21 protein-coding genes and 4 pseudogenes are annotated in these 21,512 nt (G+C 57.7%); 16 read left to right on the forward strand and 9 right to left on the reverse strand.

All coding sequences use genetic code 11. The annotated features are described in order from the left end of the window. From tssC to tssG, 5 genes and pseudogenes are all read left to right on the forward strand, one after another. Positions 1-1,488, forward strand: coding sequence for a type VI secretion system contractile sheath large subunit (gene tssC, locus EFR00_RS27770; protein ID WP_077991402.1), 1,488 nt, complete (start codon positions 1-3; stop codon positions 1,486-1,488). A gap of 115 nt (positions 1,489-1,603) precedes the next feature. Further along, entirely contained in the window at positions 1,604-2,137 is a 534-nt protein-coding gene (locus EFR00_RS27775) for an Hcp family type VI secretion system effector (protein WP_064842664.1), read from the forward strand. Between the two features lie 86 nt (positions 2,138-2,223). Beyond that, positions 2,224-2,727 (forward strand): type VI secretion system baseplate subunit TssE, encoded by a 504-nt coding sequence (tssE, locus tag EFR00_RS27780; RefSeq protein ID WP_004680427.1) that lies wholly within the window; start codon positions 2,224-2,226, stop codon positions 2,725-2,727. Then, on the forward strand, positions 2,727-4,613 hold the full coding sequence (tssF, locus tag EFR00_RS27785) for a type VI secretion system baseplate subunit TssF (RefSeq protein WP_077991400.1): 1,887 nt from the start codon (positions 2,727-2,729) through the stop codon (positions 4,611-4,613). The genes tssE and tssF overlap by 1 nt, the downstream gene beginning before the upstream one ends. Beyond that, a pseudogene (gene tssG, locus EFR00_RS27790) lies at positions 4,577-5,548 on the forward strand (type VI secretion system baseplate subunit TssG); the annotation flags it as partial. The gene tssF and the pseudogene tssG, both read left to right, overlap by 37 nt. A 105-nt stretch (positions 5,549-5,653) precedes the next feature. On the opposite strand, the pseudogene EFR00_RS34100 reads toward tssG, so the two are convergent. After that, a pseudogene (locus tag EFR00_RS34100) lies at positions 5,654-5,791 on the reverse strand (CoA ester lyase); the annotation flags it as partial. Positions 5,792-6,340: 549 nt separating this feature from the next. Between EFR00_RS34100 and EFR00_RS27795 the strand changes: the two are divergent. Continuing rightward, positions 6,341-8,368, forward strand: coding sequence for a type VI secretion system Vgr family protein (locus tag EFR00_RS27795; protein ID WP_077991395.1), 2,028 nt, complete (start codon positions 6,341-6,343; stop codon positions 8,366-8,368). A 465-nt stretch (positions 8,369-8,833) separates the two neighbouring features. Here the strand turns inward: EFR00_RS27795 and EFR00_RS33970 are convergent, their stop codons facing one another. Further along, on the reverse strand, positions 8,834-8,962 hold the full coding sequence (locus EFR00_RS33970) for a hypothetical protein (protein ID WP_010068000.1): 129 nt from the start codon (positions 8,960-8,962) through the stop codon (positions 8,834-8,836). A gap of 130 nt (positions 8,963-9,092) precedes the next feature. Between EFR00_RS33970 and EFR00_RS27800 the strand changes: the two genes are divergently transcribed. From EFR00_RS27800 to EFR00_RS27810, 3 genes are all read left to right on the forward strand, one after another. Continuing rightward, positions 9,093-10,064: a leucine-rich repeat domain-containing protein gene (locus EFR00_RS27800; RefSeq protein ID WP_064842651.1), complete on the forward strand. Its 972-nt coding sequence runs from the start codon at positions 9,093-9,095 to the stop codon at positions 10,062-10,064. A 525-nt stretch (positions 10,065-10,589) separates the two neighbouring features. After that, on the forward strand, positions 10,590-10,895 hold the full coding sequence (locus EFR00_RS27805; protein ID WP_004680432.1) for a hypothetical protein: 306 nt from the start codon (positions 10,590-10,592) through the stop codon (positions 10,893-10,895). Between the two features lie 69 nt (positions 10,896-10,964). Further along, positions 10,965-11,183 (forward strand): lysozyme family protein, encoded by a 219-nt coding sequence (locus EFR00_RS27810; protein WP_245304464.1) that lies wholly within the window; start codon positions 10,965-10,967, stop codon positions 11,181-11,183. A gap of 898 nt (positions 11,184-12,081) precedes the next feature. Here the strand turns inward: EFR00_RS27810 and EFR00_RS27825 are convergent. From EFR00_RS27825 to EFR00_RS33730, 4 genes are all read right to left on the reverse strand, one after another. Beyond that, positions 12,082-12,537 carry a phasin gene (locus EFR00_RS27825; protein ID WP_077991393.1) on the reverse strand — a complete coding sequence of 152 codons (456 nt, stop codon included), beginning with the start codon at positions 12,535-12,537 and terminating at the stop codon, positions 12,082-12,084. Positions 12,538-12,672: 135 nt separating this feature from the next. Continuing rightward, positions 12,673-13,296 carry a helix-turn-helix domain-containing protein gene (locus EFR00_RS33725; protein ID WP_245304434.1) on the reverse strand — a complete coding sequence of 208 codons (624 nt, stop codon included), beginning with the start codon at positions 13,294-13,296 and terminating at the stop codon, positions 12,673-12,675. A 91-nt stretch (positions 13,297-13,387) separates the two neighbouring features. After that, positions 13,388-13,846: an ATP-binding protein gene (locus EFR00_RS27840; RefSeq protein ID WP_077991390.1), complete on the reverse strand. Its 459-nt coding sequence runs from the start codon at positions 13,844-13,846 to the stop codon at positions 13,388-13,390. 56 nt (positions 13,847-13,902) lie between these two features. Beyond that, positions 13,903-14,058: a hypothetical protein gene (locus EFR00_RS33730; RefSeq protein ID WP_245435277.1), complete on the reverse strand. Its 156-nt coding sequence runs from the start codon at positions 14,056-14,058 to the stop codon at positions 13,903-13,905. Here EFR00_RS33730 and EFR00_RS27850 point away from each other — a divergent pair. Further along, on the forward strand, positions 14,023-14,289 hold the full coding sequence (locus EFR00_RS27850; RefSeq protein WP_237358605.1) for a hypothetical protein: 267 nt from the start codon (positions 14,023-14,025) through the stop codon (positions 14,287-14,289). The genes EFR00_RS33730 and EFR00_RS27850 overlap by 36 nt on opposite strands. 789 nt (positions 14,290-15,078) lie before the next feature. Here EFR00_RS27850 and EFR00_RS27865 read toward each other — a convergent pair. Continuing rightward, positions 15,079-15,255, reverse strand: a complete 177-nt coding sequence (locus EFR00_RS27865) for a DUF3606 domain-containing protein (protein ID WP_004668584.1) — start codon at positions 15,253-15,255, stop codon at positions 15,079-15,081. A gap of 471 nt (positions 15,256-15,726) precedes the next feature. Between EFR00_RS27865 and EFR00_RS27870 the strand changes: the two genes are divergently transcribed. Both EFR00_RS27870 and EFR00_RS27875 read left to right on the forward strand, forming a co-directional pair. Further along, positions 15,727-15,921 carry a hypothetical protein gene (locus tag EFR00_RS27870; protein ID WP_010068053.1) on the forward strand — a complete coding sequence of 65 codons (195 nt, stop codon included), beginning with the start codon at positions 15,727-15,729 and terminating at the stop codon, positions 15,919-15,921. Positions 15,922-15,979: 58 nt separating this feature from the next. Further along, positions 15,980-16,090, forward strand: a pseudogene (locus EFR00_RS27875) (IS630 family transposase); the annotation flags it as partial. A 209-nt stretch (positions 16,091-16,299) separates the two neighbouring features. Here the strand turns inward: EFR00_RS27875 and EFR00_RS33735 are convergent. Both EFR00_RS33735 and EFR00_RS27880 read right to left on the reverse strand, forming a co-directional pair. Then, positions 16,300-16,477, reverse strand: a pseudogene (locus tag EFR00_RS33735) (IS630 family transposase); the annotation flags it as partial. 173 nt (positions 16,478-16,650) lie between these two features. Continuing rightward, entirely contained in the window at positions 16,651-17,562 is a 912-nt protein-coding gene (locus EFR00_RS27880) for a LysR family transcriptional regulator (RefSeq protein WP_029875814.1), read from the reverse strand. A 242-nt stretch (positions 17,563-17,804) separates the two neighbouring features. On the opposite strand from EFR00_RS27880, the gene EFR00_RS27885 reads away from it, so the two are divergent. From EFR00_RS27885 to EFR00_RS27900, 4 genes are all read left to right on the forward strand, one after another. Then, entirely contained in the window at positions 17,805-18,470 is a 666-nt protein-coding gene (locus tag EFR00_RS27885; protein WP_077991388.1) for an ABC transporter permease subunit, read from the forward strand. 4 nt (positions 18,471-18,474) lie between these two features. Beyond that, positions 18,475-19,224, forward strand: a complete 750-nt coding sequence (locus EFR00_RS27890) for an ABC transporter permease (protein ID WP_016737468.1) — start codon at positions 18,475-18,477, stop codon at positions 19,222-19,224. Between the two features lie 57 nt (positions 19,225-19,281). Further along, positions 19,282-20,124: a transporter substrate-binding domain-containing protein gene (locus tag EFR00_RS27895; protein ID WP_011053397.1), complete on the forward strand. Its 843-nt coding sequence runs from the start codon at positions 19,282-19,284 to the stop codon at positions 20,122-20,124. Between the two features lie 81 nt (positions 20,125-20,205). Beyond that, complete coding sequence (locus EFR00_RS27900; protein WP_077991385.1) at positions 20,206-21,441, forward strand: CapA family protein; 1,236 nt, start codon at positions 20,206-20,208, stop codon at positions 21,439-21,441. The last annotated feature ends 71 nt before the right edge of the window (positions 21,442-21,512 follow it).

The raw sequence follows: 21,512 nt of genomic DNA on the forward strand, positions 1-21,512 counted from the left end.
ATGATGCCTGCAGATGCCACAGATGTACAGGTCGCCACCGTTGATCTCGGCGATTTCACCCGCATGCTTCGATTCGAGTTCAAGATCCGCTCGGACCACTCCCGTGACTTGGTGGAGAGTGCCGTCCGAACACTGGCCGAGCAGGCACTTCAAAACACGTCGCTGATCAGCGACGATGTCGTCACGACTATCCAAGCAATGATTGCTTCGATCGACCAGAAGCTTTCTGCACAACTCAACGAGATCCTCCATCACGAAAATTTCCAGCGCGTGGAATCAGCTTGGCGGGGCTTGCATCACCTTGCCAGCAACACCGAAACCGATGAAACGTTGAAGATTCGCGTTCTCCCAGTTTCAAAGGTGGAGATGTCCCGAACTCTGCGGAAATATAAGGGTATCACCTGGGATCAGAGTCCGCTATTCAAAAAAATTTACGAAGACGAATACGGCCAAATCGGCGGTGAACCCTATGGCTGCCTGATTGCCGACTACTATTTCGACCATACCCCACCGGACGTTGAGTTGCTTTCGGGACTGGCGCAGATCGCGGCGGCGAGCCACTCACCGCTTATATCTGCCGTCTCACCACATCTGCTGCAGATGGATTCTTGGCGTGAGCTTGCGAACCCGCGTGACATCACAAAAATCTTCCTCACGCCCGAACATGCCCCTTGGCGAGCGTTCCGCGAGAGCGAGAACTCTCGATACGTGGCCCTGACCTTACCACGCACCCTTGGCCGGCTGCCCTACGGGGCCAAAACCAACCCGGTCGATGAATTCGCCTTCGAGGAGGACACAGACGGCGGCGACAGCGAGAAATACCTTTGGACGAACGCAGCCTACGCCATGGGCGTAAATATCACGCGCTCGTTCAAGCTCTATGGCTGGCTCTCCAGAATTCGTGGCGTCGAATCCGGCGGCCTGGTCGAGGGTCTGCCGGTACATACCTTCCGCAGCGACGACGGTGGCGTCGACCTAAAATGCCCCACTGAGATCGCGATCAGCGACCGCCGTGAGGCCGAACTGTCCAAAAACGGTCTTCTACCGCTGTTGCACCGCAAAAACACGGACCTCGGCGTATTTATTGGCGCTCAAACTATTAACAAGCCGGTCAAATACGAAGACCCCGACGCGTCAGCGAACGCCGAACTCAGTGCCCGGCTACCCTACATCTTCGCAACCTGCCGCTTCGCACATTATTTGAAGTGTATGGTCCGGGACAAGATTGGCACGTTCAAGGAGCGCCACGAGGTCGAGGAGTGGCTCAACCAATGGATTCAGGGCTATGTCCACCCCTCGCCCGAGCTTGGGAGCGAAGAGAGTAAGGCACAGCAGCCGCTCTCCTCAGCCGAGGTCAAGGTGGAAGAGGTCGAAGATAATCCCGGATATTACGTTGCGAGATTTTACATGCGGCCACACTACCAGCTCGAAGGCCTAACCATCTCTTTGAGACTGGTCTCGCGCCTGCCATCCGCCCGCAAGGACTGAGAAAACCCGCAGATGATTGTGCTCCGTTCTCGGCGCCAAAACTCCGGAATAGCTGCCCTGGGCTGGCCGATGCAATCCAGGCCCAATCAGATCAACGAGAAAAGGAAAGTCCATCATGGCGTTCGACGCGGTTATAAAATTCACGCAAGCGTCCAAGGACGGCATTTTGCCCAAGGGCGAATCTATCATTCTAAAGGACGGCATCACCCTAGCGGACGAATGGAGCTTTTCACTCGAAAACAAGCTGAACATTGGGCCTCATACCGCCGGGGCGGGCGCGGGCAAGGCCGAATTCGAGGTCTTCACTATCAAGAAGCAGGTGGATACGTCATCGCCCTCTCTGTACGTTGCCTGTGGTCGCGGCGCCCACTTCAATAGCGTCGAACTGAAACTTTTCAAAGCGACGGGGAGCGGACAAGCTACATCAGAATCGAACCTGTTCTTGCACTGGAGTTTCAACATGCTGGTAGTCGAGAAGGTCGAGTGGTCCTATGCGGAAGACGCCCCCGAGGAGACGATCACATTCCGGTTCGGCGCCTGCAAGGTCATTTATTACAGGCAGGATGAAAAAGGCGCTCTTACCAAAGCTGGCGAGGGCATCTGGAACCAAATCGCGAACAGCACCGACTTCAATAGGCTCGTCGGCTGATGGGGCCATCGGCAACCCGGGAATATTCGGGGCTGCGCGCGAAAACGACGGATCGACTCGTCGCTATTGCACCTGGAGATTGTAACATGGGCAGAGATGTTAAGCGGGATCTCGTGCAACCATCCCTCCTGGACCGGCTTACGGACGATGAGCCGCGCAGCTCGTGTGAAGCGCAGGACAAGCGCAGCTTCTCTGTTCGCCAACTGGAAGAGGTGATTCTACGCGATGTTTCCTGGTTGTTGAACACCAATCAACTGGGTGCAACCGTAGATCTACAAGCGTACCCTCACGTAGCGGCCAGTGCACTTAATTATGGTGCCTGGCCTCTCAGCGGACAAATTCGCGAAGGCATGGATAAGAGCGCATTGCGCGAAGCGATAATCGAGAGCCTTCAGCGCTTTGAGCCGCGTCTCTTACCGGACACCCTGAAGGTCACGGTCCTGGACGATGGTCAGGGTTGCGGCACTTTTCGCTTTAGGATCGAAGCCGATCTGTGGGCGCAGCCATTGCCGGTGCGAATGGTGATGCGTACGGAGGTAGATTCCGAGCTCGAATCCGCCCGCGTTCATCTCGGTACAGAGATAAGCTGATGGATCCCCGGCTCCTGCGACTGTACAACGACGAACTTGCTTATATGCGCGAGATGGGGGCCGAGTTCGCCCGCGCATTCCCGAAGGTCGCCGCCCGGCTCGGGATGGAATCAGCGGAGGTCGCCGACCCCTACGTCGAGCGGCTTCTGGAAGGCTTCGCTTTCATGGCGGCGCGGGTGCAATTGAAGCTTCAGTCTCGCTTTCCGGAATTCACCCAGCACCTCCTGGAGATGGTCTATCCGCATTTTCTACCGCCGCTCCCCTCGATGACGATCGTCCGTTTCGAGCCCGACCAGGATGCCGGACCACTTGAAAATGGATACCTCGTGCCGCGGGAAACCAAGCTTTTGGGCCGTCTTGCTCCGGGCGCCGTCACACATTGCGAGTTCCGCACGGCCCATGATGTGCATCTCTGGCCAATTGTGGTGAGCGCTGCCGATTATTTTTCGACGCCGGGGCAGATCGCCGCACTGGATCTTCCGGCCCGGCAAGATGCGAAGGCTGCTTTGCGACTACGCCTTCGCACCACCAATGGCATGCCGTTCAATAAACTCGGACTAGAGGCTCTCACACTGCACCTAACAGGCCCCGGTGGCATCGGCGCCGCACTCGCCGAACAGCTTCTCGGTGACGCATGCAATATCATAGCCCGTCCGGTCGGCCGGCCTATCCCTTGGCAGGAAAAGATTCCGGTTCATGCGCTGCAGCAACGCGGTTTGGAGCCGAGCTGTGCTCTCCTGCCCGAGGTGCCACGCTCTTTCGACGGGTACCGTCTCCTACAGGAGTATTTCGCCCTCGCGGAGCGGACGTTGTTCGTCGAGGTTAGCGGGCTGGCAGACGCAGTAGCCCTGTCAACTGCCGAGACCCTTGAGATCGTCTTCGCACTCAGACGAGTCGAGCCACGGCTGGAACGACAGCTCGGACCCCAAAATATCGTTCTCTTCGCAACGCCCGCGATTAATCTCTTCGAACGCCAGGCAGATCTCGTCCACGTGAGCGACAAGAACACCGAGCATCATGTGATTGTTGACAGGATGAGGCCGCTCGACTTTGAGGTCCACTCGATCCTCGAAATGAGCGGAGACGGGGCGAAAAACGAAGCGGCTCCCGTGAGGTTCTACCCGTTCTATAGCATCAGCGCGCACGGTCAGGAGGAGCAGCATTCCAGATACTACGCGATCCGCCGGGAGCAGCGCCTCATGTCGGAGCACCAGCGTCTAAATGGCGCGCGGACTGGCTACATCGGCAGCGAAACGTTCGTTTCTCTAGTTGATCGCCAGGCGGCTCCTTATTCGGCGGAACTCCGGCATTTGTCTGTAAACTGCCTGTGCTCGAACCGGGATCTGGCGCTGCTGCTGCCGATCGGCCGGGACAAGACAGACTTCACCCTGGAAATCGGCGCTCCAGTTACCGCCACCCGGTGCGTATCGCCCCCGAGCCGACCGCGCCACTCCTTCGCCAATGGCGATATCACCTGGCGATTAATTAGCCATCTTTCACTGAACTACCTCTCGATCAGCAATTCCGATAGGAACGACCACCGGGGCGCAGAAGCGCTGCGTGAACTCCTCCGCCTCTACGTCGATCCAGTCAATGCCTTCGCCTCACGGCAGATCGACGGGATCCGGGAGATTCGGTCCAGGCCTGCGGTCAGGCGATTGTCCAGCGGTGGACAAGCCGCCGTAGCACGTGGGATTGAGGTTGGTATCATCCTGGACGAAGCGGCCTTCGAAGGCGTTGGCATCTTTCCGCTCGCCTCCGTGCTCAACCAGTTCTTCGCGAAATACGTATCCATCAACAGCTTCACCGAGATGGTCGTCTCGACGCTACAGCGCGGGGAGGTAATGCGATGGCCGACGATGGCCGGCCGCCGGGCGATCCTTTGATTTCGGGGGCACTCGGCGACTTCCTAAGCTCGCTCAGGGCCGAACCGCATGCCTGCGACTTCTTCCAGGCTCTGCGGCGGATCGATGCAATCTGCTCAGATCGGCCTCGGCTGGGAGAATCGAGCGGTCCCAGCCTGGATCGCGTGCGGATCGCCCAGCAGCCCTCCCTTGCATTTCCGCCTCGATCGATCGCGGGCGTGACTGCGCACGAGCAGAACGACCCCGTAATCTCCACCTACGCCTTCGGCTTGTTTGGACCCCACGGTCCCCTCCCATTGCATCTGACGGAGTACGCCCTTCTCCGGCAGCACAACGCCGCGGATGAGACGCTGATCCGATTTGCTGATACCTTTCATCATCGAATGGCCTCGTTCTTCTTCCGCGCATGGGCGGAGGGCGAACCGACCGTGAGCTATGACAGGCCACAAGAAGATCGATTTGCCCTTCAGCTCGGCGCGCTAGCCGGCTTCGGGATGACCTCCCTGCGCGCGCGGGATGCTATGCCTGATCTGGCCAAACTCCACTTCACCGGCCGTCTCGCCTCACACACCCGCAACGCCGAGGGGCTCGCTGCCATCCTCGCCAGCTTCGTCGAGGCGCCGGTTGATATCCGTGAATTTGTCCCAAAATGGGTGGATCTGCCCCGCATATCGCTCTGCCTCCTGGGCCGCGACCCGGCCACGGGCACGCTGAACGGCAACGCTATTGCAGGTGCGAGGGTCAGAGTGTGGCACCATCGGTTCCGACTCATTGTGGGTCCCCTCAGCCTGGCTCATTACGAATCGCTTCTGCCCGCAGCTCCCGGCCTTAAGTCGATAGCGGAGATCATCTGCAACTACCTTGGAGATGAACTTGACTGGGAGATTAACCTCGTTCTCCGTCAGGAGCAGGTCCCGGAAGTGCAGTTGGGTCGCTGCGGCAGACTCGGATGGTCCAGTTGGATGGGCAAGCGGAAAACGCGCCAGCACGCCGATGACTTGACGACTACCCCGACTGACCGGGGCCCACCGGCTCCCGCATGGCACTCTCCTGAAACGGACATCCATGATGCGGCGGGCCCGCTCGACCTTCTTTTCGGGCGGGGAGAAGATCTCCTTGGCGAGATCGATCTGGAACGGATGAATGGCCCACGTAACCTCGATACCAAGTGCGGCGGCACGGCGGGCGGCGGCTTGGAAGGCCCGTTATGACAAGCATCGGAAGCTCGACTCTCTTCAGTAAGCTCAACGCAAACTGCAATGGGACCGCCAAGGCCCTTTGCAAAATTCGCCGTGACGCCTCTTTGGAACGTTCTCGCCATTTTGACGCCCTTGAGGCTTCAGCAGCGGAGAGGCCGATCGAGCCGACGATCGCGGCGAAACTCGACCACCGTGGTTGTCCGCTCGGGCGCTGCGCCCTGGGCCTGGTTGAATCTTCCAGGAGACACGTCGTCGCTAGCACCGCCGGAATCCGCCGACTCATCGATGTTACAAGGCCGCATGGCGAGATTTGGGTGGGACTTAGCGTGGGTGAGTTCCAAGAGACCCACACGCTTTCTTCGCCCCGCCCTCCCCCGCTTGGCTCTGACGATGCGGGCCAGCAAGACATCTTGGCTGAGCAACGGTCGGCGATTTCGATGCACGAAATAAACGCTTTTCTGCATCTTCGCCGATGGCTTCGGCAGCATCCTACTCACGCCATCGGGCGCAACCGCGCCTTCTCATCAAATCTGCGGAACACACACCACCATGGTCGAGTCAAGAATCGAGAGTCTCTTAAGGCACAATCGTTTTGTTGCGGTCACTTCGGCCGCGTCCGAGTTGAATGAAATCTCTCTCCGACGGCTCAGTGGCACCGAGCGACTGGGGGAACCTTTCCTCTACGAGGTGAAGCTCGCCAGCCGCGATCCAGTTCAGAACTTTGCTACGATCCCCGGTCAAAGCCTGACAATCGGCCTTAAGCTCAAGGACTCGCAAACGCGCTTCTTCAACGGTGTTGTTACGCGCTTCCAATATCTCGGCCTCGACGATACCGAGCACCTCAACTACGTGGCGCAGGTGCGGCCGTGGATTTCATTGCTCGAGCATCGCTCTAACAGTCGGGTCTTTCAGAACAAGACGAGCATCGAGATCATCACCACGATTTTTCGAGAACATAGAGGCAATTTCAAGAATCAGACCGCCCGACGGTTCCCACAGCGCCCATATTGCGTCCAGTACGATGAAACGGATCTGGCCTTCGTCAGCCGCCTCATGGAGCAGGACGGCATCTACTACTATTTTGAACATGCTGAGGACCAACATGACCTGGTGCTGGTCGACAACGCCGCGAGTCACATGGCCTGCACGCCTGAGATCGTAGAGACCCACCACAATCTCAGGCCTGCCCGAAGTCTTTACCAAGAAGATGTCATCCTGCATTGGGACGAGGTCGTATCGCTACAGCCGAACAAGGTCGTTCTCAGGGACTATGACCATGAGAAGCCGATGGCAGAACTGACGTCTGTCGCGCGTGTTCCTCCCGTGAGGACAGGCGGCATTCCGCCATGCAAGCTCACGGGAAGCGCCATCACCCGACCGCGGGAGAGCGTGGCGGTCAGAACGGGCGAGACCTCGTCGGCAAGCAGCGGCTGCACGGCAATGCGGGAGGTCTTCGAGTATCCAGGCCAGTATACAAAAAAAAGCGATGGCGATTTCTACGCCACCATCCGTGCCGAGGAACTCGCCTGCAACGCTTATCGCGCGCGGATCGAAAGCACTGCGCGCCAGATAACGACCGGGTCATTATTCAAGGCCGCAAATCCCTTCTACTACGGCCAGATCGGTTCCCGGCCGAAACCCACCGATCGCTTTCTGGCAATCGGACAGGACTTCACTGTCATCGGTGAGGTGGGGGACGATCTCACTGCGGACACCGTGGGGGGGAAGGGCGAGCGGTTCCTCTATCACAGCAACGTGGAGATTATCCCCGCGACCACCCAGTACCGCCCGAGGCGCCGCACACCGGCGCGGTTGATTCACGGACCGCAGACGGCCGTCGTCGTGGGCCCCGAGGGCGAGTCGATCGCGACGGATAAGTACGGCCGTGTGAAGGTTCAGTTCTTCTGGGACCGAGAAGGCGGAAAGAACGAGAACAGCTCCTGCTGGATTCGGGTGGCCCAGAACTTCGCTGGTAAGGGTTTTGGCAACCTGGTCGTCCCACGGATCGGCCATGAGGTCGTGGTTGATTTCATCCACGGCAATCCCGACACGCCCCTGGTGACCGGCGTCGTATACAATGGCTCAAATCTGCCGCCTGAAACCCTGCCGACTGACAAAACGCGGTCGACCTTCCGGACGCATACCGATGGCGGCGCCGCTAATGCCTACAATGAACTGCGCTTTGAGGACAAGCAGGGCCGTGAGGAGGTCTATTTGAAGGCCCAGAAGAATCATACCGTCGAGGTCGGGAACATCTACAGCATCGACGTCAAGAGACACTTCCTCCTGACCTCGGGCGGCGCCGCGCCCGACTCCCCTGCCGCAGCGGCCTTAGGTAGCCGCGTCGAGGTAACACCCGACAAGATCCGCCTTGTAGTATCGGGCAGAACCGGCCCGCAGGCCATCGAAATCAGCGGCGATGGGATCGCCATTATCGGCACGATGATTGGCGTTATGGCAACGCCTCCGCGGCTCGGGTCTATCGTCTCCATGCCGCCGCCGACACCGGGTCCACCCACGCCGTCGATAATGAAGCTTATTGCGACACTCGGGCTGCCGCCTGTTACGCCAGAGTGACACGATGTCAAGGTGAACTGGTTCTCGGCCTCGGCTGTCCGGAAGTCGTTGCCTTTAAGTCGGCAGGGCCCTGCAGGCGTAGAGAAAAAGCGTAACGGCGTCGGCGTCGTAAGCTGACCTACCAAATCAACGTGACACTGCGAGATTGCCCGAAAATGAGGAAAGGTTATCGCGCGTGAGCGTTTGTTCCGGGAACTTGCGCCTCAGTTAGATGGAGTTGCCACGCGAAATCGGCCGAAAGCATGCGTCTGGTTTAGGTCTCCACCAAGCGGGAACTAGTGTATAGCCCATCGATGGGGATGAAATACCTTTATCACTCGGCGTCACGAAATTGCGATCAGGGCGCGGGCGGCGCAAAAATCAGCGTTCTCGATCTTGGCGTTACAGCGCTGCTTTGCAGGGCGGGCTCTCGCCTCGAAGCGCTTCTGGCGGAGCGTGGCCGCCTCGAGCAGCAGTCGAAGCCTTTCACCATGCTCGAAGGTGTCTCGCTTCTATTTGCGTTTCGAGTTCCTGATAGGCGCTGGCCATGCCTGTCAGGCCGAGTTTGCGCAGCATGTCAATGGTGGGATTGTTCAACGTCGCGATAAAAATCATGCGCTGTCCAGCTCGAGGAAGGACGCTGGCCATGCCCCCGAAGCATAACGGGATACGAATTTGGTATTGGAAGGAAAGGTCGCGACGGAAGTAACATCAGCAGTGACGCAATGACCTAAGGAACGACGCAATGTACGGCAGAAGGCAGGGGCGTGTTGGCAATAGTTCCGAACAAGGCGGTGAAGACACCTTTAACTGGGTTGAAGGCTTGACTGGCTCCTCGTCCAGCGAAGCGGCACTGAAAGAAATTTTACTGGCCTGGGCGGAAGACGGGCAGCAGGAGCAGGACGAGGACCGGCACGAGGCAATGGCACGGATCGAGGCCTGGACGGAAACCCGCAATTTTCGTGCCCCCCTGAACTTAACATCGCTGTCCCTAACGGCACTGCCCCCCACCTTACCGGCCGGCCTCCAGCGGCTCAACGCCAATGACAACCGGTTGGGCAGGCTGCCCAACAACCTCCCGCCCGGTCTGCGAAAGCTCTCTGCCTGCGACAACCAGCTGACCACGCTGCCTGAGGTTCTTCCGGACATGCTCGAGACGCTCTACGTCGACGGCAACCGGCTGACCAGATTGCCGAACGAGCTTCCTTCCGGACTAAAGTATCTCTACGTCAACCACAACCGGCTGACCAGTTTGCCCGATAACCTGCCGCCTGAGCTCAGGGAGCTTCATGTCACCCGCAACGAAATCGCGCACCTGCCGGAGAATCTCCCCCTCGAATTGACGGATCTCCGCGCCGAACTCAATAATATAATTCGCCTGCCCGAGCGCCTTCCTGCAAAGCTCACGCGGCTCGAAGTCCCTCACAATGAACTGACTAGCCTACCCGAGGACCTCCCGGCCACCCTAAAGTGGCTCAGCACCGACAGTAATGAACTGACCCACCTGCCCCCTAACCTGCCGAGGGGGCTGGAGGAGCTTAGCGTTCGTGGAAACAACCTGAGAGGACTTGGCGACGGGCGAACTGCACTGCCGTACATTCTGTCGCAGCTTCCGCCTCATTGCAAAGTGTACCTGAATAACAATCCGCTGCCAGATCGACTGCGGGCGCACCTGAGCGCGCAAAGCGGGACGAGCCTTCCGCAGATCTTTTTGTGATGCTGCCTGACAAACGGGCCAAACTAGATCCCTGCGTTTTGAGTAAAAGGCCTTTTGCCGAAGCCATGGCGGTGGGGTGCAGGCCAGGTATGACGCGTGCGGATCAAAAACAATGAGTTTGCAGGTTTATGCCGCTCGCCGGAATGTGTTGAGTTGTGGAAGCAACAGACGTCTCACTGAAGACTATGGCCGGAAAGCCCAGGCTCGGCACTTGTGTCCTTCGGGCGACCTTGCATGCGAGCCAGTTCGTACAAAGGATTACCCGCTATCGCGTACCAGGAGGTGCGACGCTTACGGCCTAGAGGCATTGCCGCCGGTTGGAACGTTCGGAAGCTGGACCCAGATTTCAACAGGCCTCAAGCGCATCCACCATTTCCACATGGTCCACCCCCAGCATCGCGTATTCGTTGATCTAACTACCCGAGACTCCAGCCTACGGGCCTATTTGCATTCGTCGGCGATCGACGACTCTGTCGCCTATTAGTTGAAATAGGGTTTCGTGGCGAGCCAGCAGAGGAACAGCCCATGGATGAGAAAAACAGCCCCATTGTTTGCATCTCGGGTGTAGACGAACGAAAGCTCGGCGCCGCTCTAATCGCGGTCCAATCGGCATTTAGTGTCGCGATTGCGGAACTATCGAAGCTTCACAAAGGGAACAGTCCTCAGTGGTTCGAAGACCTGGAGGAGGTGGTAATCGCTAACGCAAAAGGCACAGTCACCGAGGGCATCTCGCTGGATGTCGAGGTGGAAAGCCTCAAATTCGGCATCGACGTCCTTCGGGCGATCTTAGATGTCAGCCGCGTTGAGCTAGGCTTTGCAGCAAAGGAATAACCTTTCGCCCAAACGAGGTCTCGATGCTATTTGGCGCCGGAGATGTTCGATGCACACTCGAACCTTCGCATGAGTACCGCGCTCGTCGCCAAAGTCGCCCGCATCGTCACCAAATGGTACGGTCGTTGGACAAACCAGGAGGTCTTGCCGCAGATGATCGACGATACGACCTATGCATGGCGCACCGGCGTTTTTGAGGCAACGCGCGTTTTCCATGCGGAAGACCCGGGCGGACCAACCTTCATCGGGGGCAATTTGCGCAAGCCGGACTCCCATGGAAGACAATAACTTGTCGGACGCTGGGCGCACGAGACTGAGGGACTCAGCGTTGAAGATGCTGCCGACAAGCTCGGCATTAGCGATGCACCCTGTATAGCGGGCAGCGACCGCCTTGCCATGCTTGAAGATGCCCTGAGCCGACACGCCCACAGTTGATAAAGATGTTGACTCAGTACCGCCGGCCGCTCCTCACCTTCTACCTTGCTGAGCCGCCAGCCATTGCGGCTCGTGGCAAGGATTTTTCGGACTCTTCCCGAGAATATGCACAACGCGACGCAGCGCTTGTCGACCCGCTGTTTCGTGAAGTTCGCGCTCGCCAGGAAATGGTGCGTGCTGAGCCCTTTGTAAGAGTCACCCTTGCGCCGGCAGTCCGAGACCTCCCCGTTCATCTGGTTCGTCGTTTGGAATCGCAATCGATCGATGATCGACCTCCGCCCCCTCGTCGCAGGGATACACATCAAGTGGATTTGACCTGGACAGCGACCGCTCGCGCTGGAGCGCCGAATACCGGCGGCGCATTTCACCGGACGCAATCGACCCTGCCGTCCAAAGAGCGACCGGTTCCATGAAACCCGGGTCTTCATCGATCCGGATTCTTCGCGCCTTCCAACGCGCGATGACCCGCTCGGCTATGTCCCTGTGTGAATCCATTACCACTTCCCTGCCGCCTGCCGCCTACGTGGTTAGATACCAAGCTGGTGGGTTCTTCGCCAGTTCAAACCGTCCAATATGTCACGCCGGCCGCCCGCGATCCGTTTTCAGGAGCTTGTTAGCTGGAGCTACCGAGATCGCAGGACACACTTTCCAGCTCTCTCCCGACCTGATGGTCCCCGTCACCATCTTTTCCGTCCATGAATAAGGTAGGCCGCCCCCGATCAGTCCAGGCGATTTAAGTGCGAGTCCGCTTTTACGTCGCCTTGAGGTCCGTCAGCACCTTGTCAAAAGCATCCTTGACCGGCTTTGAGATTTCCTCCACCGCCCTGCTTGAGAGCACCCGGACTTCCTTGGCGTGCTGCAAACTTGTCTCAACCCGCTTGCGAAAAAAGGTCGACTGCTGTTCGAGGATCTGCGACGGCGAATTCGCGCCCAGCAAAGCTTGCAAATGTGAGAAGCCGGCCTCGGCGTCGGCTTGCAGTGCAGCGATCGTCTTCCACCACAATTCGTTGCCGAATAGACTTGTCGTTTCGAGGATCGGAGGCAGCATTTTCTGTGTCGCTTCAGCGCCGGACGCAAATTTCAAAAAAGCCTCTGTCACCTTCTTGTTCCCCTTTTCAACAGATGCGCCGAACTGATCTGGCACCTTGAGCGGCGATGACCCCGGGCTTTCGATCGTTTCAAAGGATCTTTCGGAAATCTTGGTCATTGCATTTTCCTTCTCTTTGAGTTGGTTGCAAGCTGTGACATCGGGATTGACCCTTCCGCCGGCGGACTATGCATGGCCGCTTGGTAGAACGCGGATCCGATGACGAACGGTCAGGTGGCCTCCGTTCCGTTCGTTTCATGAACCGGCATAATGCAGACTGCTTTCTGCCGCTTGTAACCAGGGATCAGCAAACACCATGCCAACTGCTCCGACGCGCCAAGAAGATGATTTTCTTTTATCAATGGGCGGGTTGAGGGCAGGTTGATGTGTATTTGACGGAGAGACCGGCGAACAAAACGTTCCAATCACGACAAACCTGACAAAAGTGGCGGATGCCCGACATTTGCGAGAAATGTAAAGCTGGATGATCCACGGCGCTCCGGTGCATAACTGGCGAGCGGGAAGGACACCGCTGCTGACCATCCGGTAGGCGGTAGCTCGACTCACCTTTAGAATGTCGGCGGCCTCGTCGAGGGTTCTCTCACCGCGTTCGGCCCGTTCACCTTCTCGATAGACGGAGATGCCGTGGATGTTGCGAAGACTGCAGACGTGGCTTCGCGTCCAGCTGGCGCCATGCCCTGTCCGCTTGCCGGATCGATTCAAGATCGCTGCGATCGACAAATCGGGCAACTGCCTCGCCAAGTTGCGAACGAGATCGACAACATCAGCCTTAACTGCCCAGCGGGTCTGGCCGATCTTGTTTTTCTTCACCGTCATCCGGGTGTGATCGCCACCCTGCCAATGAATGACGAGCGCCAATGTGTCGTCAACGGTATCGACAATGATTTCTTTGATCAGCAGCCGAATGATCTTTTCGCGTTAGACGCGTCGGGACCTGTCCCATGCCTTACTATAGATCGCTACCGAGCATCATCAATCTTGTACGGTCGTCGGCCGATAAAGCAGGCGTGTTACGGTCGGTCGAGAGCATCTCGAACTGGACCTCGAGATCACGCAATAGGATCAGCTTCTCATTCCAGCGCCGCTCCAGTTCGCCGGCGACCAACCGATTGCCCGGATCGACAGCATCATACTGGCGGCGCGCCCTGGCAGCCTCGTATTGTGCTTGCTTGATTAAGTTCTCGAGTTGCTGTTGATTGTCGCTATGACGCTGCGTGTGCGCCTCCATTGCCCGCAAGGCCGCCTCGATTCCCAGAGGTTGCAATCGCTCGAGCACCTCCTGCGCCACGGCCCGATCGACCCGCATGCCGCCGAACCCGATACAGTTGCCGACCGCCGTGGCGCCGAACGTGCCGCGACAAACATATCGCTGCGTATTGCCGCCTTTCCCGGAGTATTGAATGTGCAATCGGCGACCGCAGCGACCGCAACGGAATAGTCAGGCAACAAAGCTTGGCGCGCAGTTCAACGAGTTTTGGTTGCCGAAAGGCGCGGCGCAGCTACGATCTCGATCGAACTTGCCGCAGGATCAAACATCCATGCCGGAATTTGAAATGAACCACCGTGTGCCAGAATGAGCAGATAGTGAACGCCTTCGTGCTCATGGCTGCCGGTTACCAAGACGGTTTGGTCAACCAGTGGATGGAAGGGATAGGTGACCCTTGCTTCAAACGTCGGAAATCCGGCATTATGAACCCGGCTCGGAAGGCGGCGGCAGGACTTGGGCGACGATCGCGACGCTGCTTCAAACTGCATTTTGCCGCGCGCGGCAAAAGCACGTTTATGCTGACCAGCAAACTATGCCGATTAACCGACTTTGCCAACGTTTCCGGCACCATAGCGGCCGCCTAGTCGGCATAGCTTAGGGTCTCTCCGTCGCGAAGGAGAGGACACATGAACGCAACTCAGGATCGCATCGCCCTATGCAGGAAGCTAGTCTACAGTCCACATCGGGACGACGATGCACGTGGCACTCGCTAAGCCTGTTTCGGGATCTGATCGACTGGCATGTCGGCAATGGAATACTCCGCAGGATTTAAGCGAGGTTCACGTCGACCGCTTCCCTGAGCATCGTTTCAAACACTGGAGACCCGACTCGGGCGATTGATCGGCGCTCCGCCGCTCGCCTTTGGCGTTACGGGAGAATGGCTTAATACCGACCGCGCTTCCTATTCAGCGCAGTGAGCACGAGAAGATCGACGATGCTGGCCGGTCCCAAAAACGGGATGGCAGCTTCTAGAAGTCGATTGAACGAACCGGTCGGGACCGGCGTCCGCACGCGGTGCCCCACGGTCTGTCGGCCTCTGAATTCTGTTCTGCAGGTAAAGTCAGCCGACGCCGTCGCGTATCGCGACTTTGGAGCTCGTTGGGTTCGCTCGCCAGCCCCTTCCTCATGCGATGCGGCTCCGCCCCTTTGCAAGAAACGCTCCGGCGTCCCAATACTTTTGGCTTTGCTCGACGGCGCTGTATCCCGCAGCTTCGATAGCCTTGCTCCGAAACGCTTCCTGCGGGGTCGTCAACTCCTGCAGTCAGGCGCCTTCCGCCGCAGCGTTATGATCCGTCGGAGCCAGACTTTCAGCGGCTGTTTCCGCCGCTGACTTTATGGCTGCGGACCCTCACGGTTGAACTCTCCAACCCGGATTAGTGCCGGTCGAGTTCGGCTTCGACCTTCTTGCGACTGTTGCCTACGTTCTTCACGGTCTTCTTCACCGCTTCCTTGGAAATGCCTTCCTTCCGGGCTTCGTACTTCACCTCGTGATCCTGACCACCTGCGACGCGAGCACGATCCTGGCTGCGGGCTTTGGATGTCGTTGCCATGGTGAGATCCTCCTAATGTCGGTCCTTACGAACGGGCGCCGATTCAATAAGTTCCGGCCTCCGTTATGGTGAGGCGCGCTTCGGCGATGTCGCGGACGCGCTGCACATGGCCTCGGGCGAGATGGTTCACTTCGACGATGAGATCGCGCAAGGCATATCTGCGACCGCAGTTAATCAGTAGCGGACAATTCTTCCCAGGCAGTTGGTACGGCTCGTCGTGTGCCTATGAGCAAACCCATGGATTGATTGTCATAGAAAGCAGGACTAGAACAACAGCGCTAATGCAGGAGCGCTCGGCATCCGAACGCAGAACAAGATCGCGGCGGAAGCCACGCAAGAGCGTCTGCGAAGAGAAACCAAGCGGCTCGGCAGGTTGCGGCTAACCTCTGACCGAGTCGGCACCACGAAGGAGCCAACCCATCGGGGACAGATCCCCCTCAGCCGCTACATCAACGTGATTTGGAGTTTGGAATGGATCAATTTGCTACCGCCGACAACACCTCCGCAGCCGCTCGTCGCCGCGAAGCCAGGATTGCGAAGGGCTACAGCCTTGAGGACCTGGCCATCGCCACCGGACTTACGGTCGAGGAAATCGCAGCGGCCGAGGAACCCCTTCAGATCGTGCCTCAGCACCACCTCGAGCGCATTGAGCATGTGATCTCATAGCTTCCGTCACCACCGGCACGCGGTCCCGGTTTAGGGGCCGCAGTCAACCACGGAGGGCGCGGAACGAAAGATCGATGCTCTATGGGACGTCCTAGGCGCATTGATGCTCCGCTTCACGCCGACAGAATGCGCAAACTACTTCAGGGCTGCTGGATATGACCCGGATTGAACAGGATTTGCTCTAGTCGATATTGCGTCCAATTGAAGTGTCATCCGCCATTTTAAGATAACTGCAGAATCACTTAAAGAGAACATGGCACCAATGATCGCACAAACAACCGGTCCGCTTCTGCCAACCGACGCAGTTCCGATTGTCGCGATGTTCTTCTACGATATGGCGCAACTATCTGCTCGGTGGCTTAGGTAAGCCACCGCCGTTCGCGGCTTGTGGCTACTCATCCTGCCGGGCTGCGCTGTCCGTCGCGTCACGCGCCGCACCCAATCGATCGCGATGCTGATGCCAATGCGGAAGCGCTTGGACGCCGCCCGGCACCACACCCCTCCTGTATCACCGCTTCTACAACTTCTCGCGGTTATTCGAAACAGGTCTCGCCATCCAGCTCAGCCTCCTGACCGGCCAGAAGGATGAATCTGATTTGCGTCATAGGGAATCCTTCTCACGGGTCTACCTAAAATCATCCCGCTCTAAGCTTACGCGCACAACTCGCGGTTCAGCATGAACTCGCAACATCTGTTTTCCGGTACGAGGGTCATACCTCGATGCGATCGTCAAGCAGCCCGATCTGTCAAAGCCGCGACTATCTCTTCCAATGCAAATCTTAGGCTATCACTCAGCTTTCGATCTTTTTGCCAAACGACGACGTAGTGATATATTGCCCCTGGATGAAATCGGCGGAACGCGACGCCGAAGTCAGCATATTCTCTCGCGATGATCTCGTTCGTAATCGAAACGCCGATCCCTGCCATGACATAGCCGATGTCGTGGCCATTGGCGTCATATTCCACGGCGATGTCAGGAGCGGTTCCCATATACCGAAGGGCATTGACGCTCATTTGGTGAGAGGCAAATTGCGGGTCGATATCAATGATCGCCTCACCGGCAAGATCTTCGGCAGTGACAAGCTGCTGTGCCGCAAATCGATGGTTGACCGGAAAAAGACATACGTTGGTGGCCGAGCCGACCGGCACCCAATCAAGAATGCGCTCATCAATAGGCAATCGGGAGATGCCAAGATCCGAGCGGCCGTTTAACACATGATCTGCAATCTGCTCATACGTGCCTGTTTTCACCTGAACGGCGTAAGAGCGGCTTCTCTCCCGAATCCTTTTGACCACTTTCGGCAAGGTCGCGAAGGAAAAAGTGCTTGGCGCCGCGATGCCGATCATTCGCGTATCGTTGTTCCGCAGGAAGTCGATTGACGGTCCGATCCGATCAAGTCCGGCAAACGCCGCGTCGATTGTGCGCAGAAATTCCCATGCCTTGACGGTGGGGATCAACCTGTTGTTTTCCCGGCGGAAGAGCGCGAAGCCGACAGTCTCCTCTAGCTGCTTGATGTTTTGGCTGACCGCCGGCTGGGTTATTCGCAACATCTGCGCTGCGAGCCTTTCCGAGCCGGCGCGCATAACCTCCCGCAATATTTGAAGGTGGCGGATCTTCACTCCGGAGTCGGTGATTTCCATGGCCGGGAATCTCAATCGTGGTCGAGCGACGCGCCTCATAAGTTGCGCTTATCAAAACTTCCTGAATCTTATAAATTGACGGCGGCAAGTCAAAGTATATTTTTGACATACGCCAAACTTAGAGCGCTGGTTAAGCTAATAAATCCAATCTACCCTCGGTTAAATCTCGGCAAGCTCTTAGTATATGTCGGGAGAATACCTTTCCGATTTCGGTGCGCTCGCTAGAATATTGGAGACTTTCATTGTACGCATTTGTAGATCAATTTTTATCTGGATTGAAAAACACACTTTTAGTGTTTGCCTTGAGCTGCGCTTTCGGGACCCTATTAGGTTTGCTTATTGCCGTTCTCCGCAACTCGACCCGCAAGTCGGTTTCATCGTGCATGCGGGGCTACACGGGCATCATCCGGGGTGTTCCGGAACTTCTGATCATCCTCCTAACGTATTTCGGCGGAACCGCCCTTTTGAGCGCGATTGCCGGTGGCTACATCGAGATTAATGCATTTGCGGCCGGTGTCGCGGCACTGACCGTCGTGTTCAGTGGGTACGCCGCGGAAATATTCCGTGGTGCGATCAACGCGGTTGCACCAGGCCAACGAGAGGCTGCAGCGGCGCTCGGGCTTTCGAACGCGCAGATTTGGTTTCTGATCATCATTCCCCAGATGATCCCGATTGCTCTGCCGGCATTCTGTAACCTTTGCATCTCCTTGATAAAGGATACATCGCTGATTTCTGTCGTCGGGCTGACGGACGTCATGCGCGTCGCCTATATTGGCGCGGGCTCACTGCGCGCTCCGCTCCCCTTCTATCTCGCAGCGTCTGCAATCTACCTCGCCCTCACAAGCCTGTCGCTTCTTTCGTTCCGGTTATTGGAGCGCCGCTATTCGCTCCCGGCGATGAAAGGTTGAGGCAATGAGCATGACCATCGCGCTTGAAGCGTTTCTCACCCTTCCCCGCGGCCTTCTTCTCACTCTGGTTCTGACATTCGCATCGCTTGCCGCAGGCTTCGCCGTCTCGGTCCCGCTCGCCTTCCTACGGGCATCATCAAATCCGTGGGCTTCCGCGCCCGTGCTGGCATATACCTATGCGTTCCGCGGCACGCCACTTCTGGTTCAGCTTTTCCTGATTTACTACGGGATTGGCCAGCTTCCCCTCGTCCGCCAAAGCTTTCTATGGGCCGTGATGCGAGAGCCATTCTGGTGCGCCTTCATTGCTTTCACCCTGAACAGCGCCGCCCATACGACAGAAGTTCTGCGCGGCGGGATCCAGGCGGTCCCGCGTGGGCAGATTGAAGCGGCCAAAGCCTTGGGCCTTTCCCGTTTCCACACTGCCCGTCTTATCGTGTTCCCTTTGACCCTCAGGATCGCTCTTCCCGCCTATGCAAATGAGGTGGTTGGAATGCTGAAGGCAAGCTCCCTCGCAAGCACCATCACGCTGCTTGAGGTGACCGGGCTCGCCCGACAGCTGGTGTCGGAGACATTCGCCCCATACGAGGTCTTCATTGCCGCGGGGGCTTTCTATCTGCTGCTTACCCTCTTGATCACGCAAGGTTTCCAGATGCTGGAGACGCGTTGGACGCCGACGGCAAACCGTCCACCGCCGGCGCAACCTGTACCTCGAAGAGCGAACGGAAAGCCGCCTCTCGCCTCGGCTGAAACTTGACGCCAGCCCACATCCCGGACGCCAACAATCAAACTCAGCAATGAAAGGAACATCGTCGTGAAACGAACACTTCTGCTTGCCCTGTCTCTTGTCGTCTGCGCCAACAACGCGGGAGCAATGGACAGGAAGACACTGACAATCGCCTCTGAAGGTGCTTCGCCGCCCTGGAATGCCATCACCCCCCAAGGGGAGCTCGCCGGCTTTGACATCGACGTCGGCCGCGATCTTTGCCGGAGGATGAAGTTCGAGTGCACTTTCGTGCCTCAGGACTGGGACGGAATCATACCGGCGCTCACCGTTGGAAAGTTCGATGCCATCATGTCGGGGATGGCGATAACTGAGAAGCGGAAGAAATCTATCGCTTTTTCCAAGCCCTACGCCGGAGGTTTCAACCAAGTTGTCATACGCAAAGATCTCAATCTTCCGCCCACGGATACGTTGGCCGAGCTCGACCTCACAACTATCGACCCTGAAAAGCAGGCAAAGATCGAGGAGCTTCGAGCCGCTCTCAACGGCAGAACTTTGGGCGTATTGCGATCATCGAATTCGGAAGCAGTGCTCAATGAACTGTTCGGAAAGGTCGCGACGATCAGGAGCTACGATTCCCAGGACAACATGCATCTCGATCTCGTGGCTGAGCGCATCGATGGCGGCCTTGCCGACTATTTCACCTGGAAAGCCTTCCTCGACAGCACGGATGGCGGGATTGCAACGCTCTACGGCCCGCGGCTCTCCGGTGGCCTGTGGGGCCCGGGTGTCGGCGTCGGGCTTCGGCAAGACGACGGCGAACTGGTTGCGGCATTCGATAGCGCCATCGAGGCCGCCACGAGCGACGGAACCCTGAAGCGGCTGAGCGAGCAATGGTTCAAGATCGATGTTTCGCCGCAGACATCGAACTAGACACTGGCTCTACGACACGCATTTCCCCCGAAGCCATAGCGCGTGAGCAGTCGGCAGTCCCAAAGATCGAAGGTAGACCATATGTCCGCACCCTTTTCCATTGCTGTCACCGGCCAGTCGCTCATCCGTCATGATCTTCGAGCGATCGGCGATCCACGGCTCGCTGAGATCGCCGAGATCCTCAAAGCAAGCGATGTTGCCTTCACCAATCTCGAGACGACTATCTATGGTCGTCATGGTGGATGGCCGCTCAAAGGCAGCTATTTCGGCGCTGCAGCGCCGGATGTCTTGGCGGCGTTGAAGGAGCTCGGTTTCAATAGCCTGGCTCTGGCAAACAACCATGCTTTCGATCTTGGACCGCCGGGGATCCTCTCGACGCTGGAGGAGGTTGCGGCACACAATTTCCTGCATGCCGGCATCGGCCACAACAAGCATCACGCTTCCACGGCACAGAAAATGACGTTCGGATCCCGAAATGTTGCGCTGATTGCCATGGACGCTGGGCCAGGCCCGTCTTTCATGTACGCTGAGGACGCAACTGAGGGCAGGATAGCAAGGCCCGGCATCAATAGTCTGAAAGTCTCCAGGGTATTTGACTTGGAAGCGGGAACATTCGACTTGCTTCGCTCCATCCAGGAGCGTCTTCTAAGTTCGCCCTTGGAGCGCGCGAATTATGCCCAGCCGGAGGATCCGCCTGATCTTCATGGCCAAGACGAAATTGATTTCTATGGAACCGTGTTTTGCAGATCAGATGAGACGGCTCGCCGCATCGTGGTGGACCGGCACAGCGCCTCGGCTCACCTTTCGGCGATTGCGGAAGAAGCGGGCCGCGATACATTCGTCATCGTGTATTTGCATCATCACCATTGGGAGCCGAACTGGCAGCAAGTCCCCGCCTGGGTCCGGGAATTTGCGCACGATTGCGTGAACGCGGGCGCAGGCCTCTTTGTCAGCCATGGCGCTCCGGTCCTTCAAGCGGTCGAGATATATCGGAATACGCCAATTTTCTACGGCCTTGGCAACTTCCTCTTCCATACGGAAAAGGACGAACAGGAATGGAGCCCGCCGGAGGTGTGGAGAAGCGTCATCGCGACCTGCAATTTTGAATCTAGCGGACGGCTGGAGAATATCCGCTTGCGCCCGATTGTGATCGGGGGAACCGAGGCTTTATCCAATCCTGCACACGATCGCCTCCCCTTCCCTGTGCTTGCCGGTGGCAGAATGGCGGCAGATATCCTTGACGATCTTGCCGACCGCAGTGCCGGTTTTGGCACAGTGCTATCTCGGGAGAATGACATCGGGCGGATCGCCTTGTAGATGCGAAAGCAGAACGCGCGGCAGACGGTTACCCAAAGTCAACGACTGGCTGGCTCTCCTGCCGCCTTTTC

This window comes from Rhizobium sophoriradicis, from assembly GCF_003939025.1.
Lineage (GTDB): Bacteria > Pseudomonadota > Alphaproteobacteria > Rhizobiales > Rhizobiaceae > Rhizobium > Rhizobium sophoriradicis.

Coding starts and splice junctions, on each gene's coding strand:
- tssC (WP_077991402.1), top strand. CDS start 1: ATGATGCCTGCAGATGCCACAGATGTACAGGTCGCCACCGTTGATCTC.
- EFR00_RS27775 (WP_064842664.1), top strand. CDS start 1,604: ATGGCGTTCGACGCGGTTATAAAATTCACGCAAGCGTCCAAGGACGGC.
- tssE (WP_004680427.1), top strand. CDS start 2,224: ATGGGCAGAGATGTTAAGCGGGATCTCGTGCAACCATCCCTCCTGGAC.
- tssF (WP_077991400.1), top strand. CDS start 2,727: ATGGATCCCCGGCTCCTGCGACTGTACAACGACGAACTTGCTTATATG.
- EFR00_RS27795 (WP_077991395.1), top strand. CDS start 6,341: ATGGTCGAGTCAAGAATCGAGAGTCTCTTAAGGCACAATCGTTTTGTT.
- EFR00_RS33970 (WP_010068000.1), bottom strand. CDS start 8,962: ATGATTTTTATCGCGACGTTGAACAATCCCACCATTGACATGCTGCGC.
- EFR00_RS27800 (WP_064842651.1), top strand. CDS start 9,093: ATGTACGGCAGAAGGCAGGGGCGTGTTGGCAATAGTTCCGAACAAGGC.
- EFR00_RS27805 (WP_004680432.1), top strand. CDS start 10,590: ATGGATGAGAAAAACAGCCCCATTGTTTGCATCTCGGGTGTAGACGAA.
- EFR00_RS27810 (WP_245304464.1), top strand. CDS start 10,965: ATGAGTACCGCGCTCGTCGCCAAAGTCGCCCGCATCGTCACCAAATGG.
- EFR00_RS27825 (WP_077991393.1), bottom strand. CDS start 12,537: ATGACCAAGATTTCCGAAAGATCCTTTGAAACGATCGAAAGCCCGGGG.
- EFR00_RS27865 (WP_004668584.1), bottom strand. CDS start 15,255: ATGGCAACGACATCCAAAGCCCGCAGCCAGGATCGTGCTCGCGTCGCA.
- EFR00_RS27870 (WP_010068053.1), top strand. CDS start 15,727: ATGGATCAATTTGCTACCGCCGACAACACCTCCGCAGCCGCTCGTCGC.
- EFR00_RS27880 (WP_029875814.1), bottom strand. CDS start 17,562: ATGGAAATCACCGACTCCGGAGTGAAGATCCGCCACCTTCAAATATTG.
- EFR00_RS27890 (WP_016737468.1), top strand. CDS start 18,475: ATGAGCATGACCATCGCGCTTGAAGCGTTTCTCACCCTTCCCCGCGGC.
- EFR00_RS27900 (WP_077991385.1), top strand. CDS start 20,206: ATGTCCGCACCCTTTTCCATTGCTGTCACCGGCCAGTCGCTCATCCGT.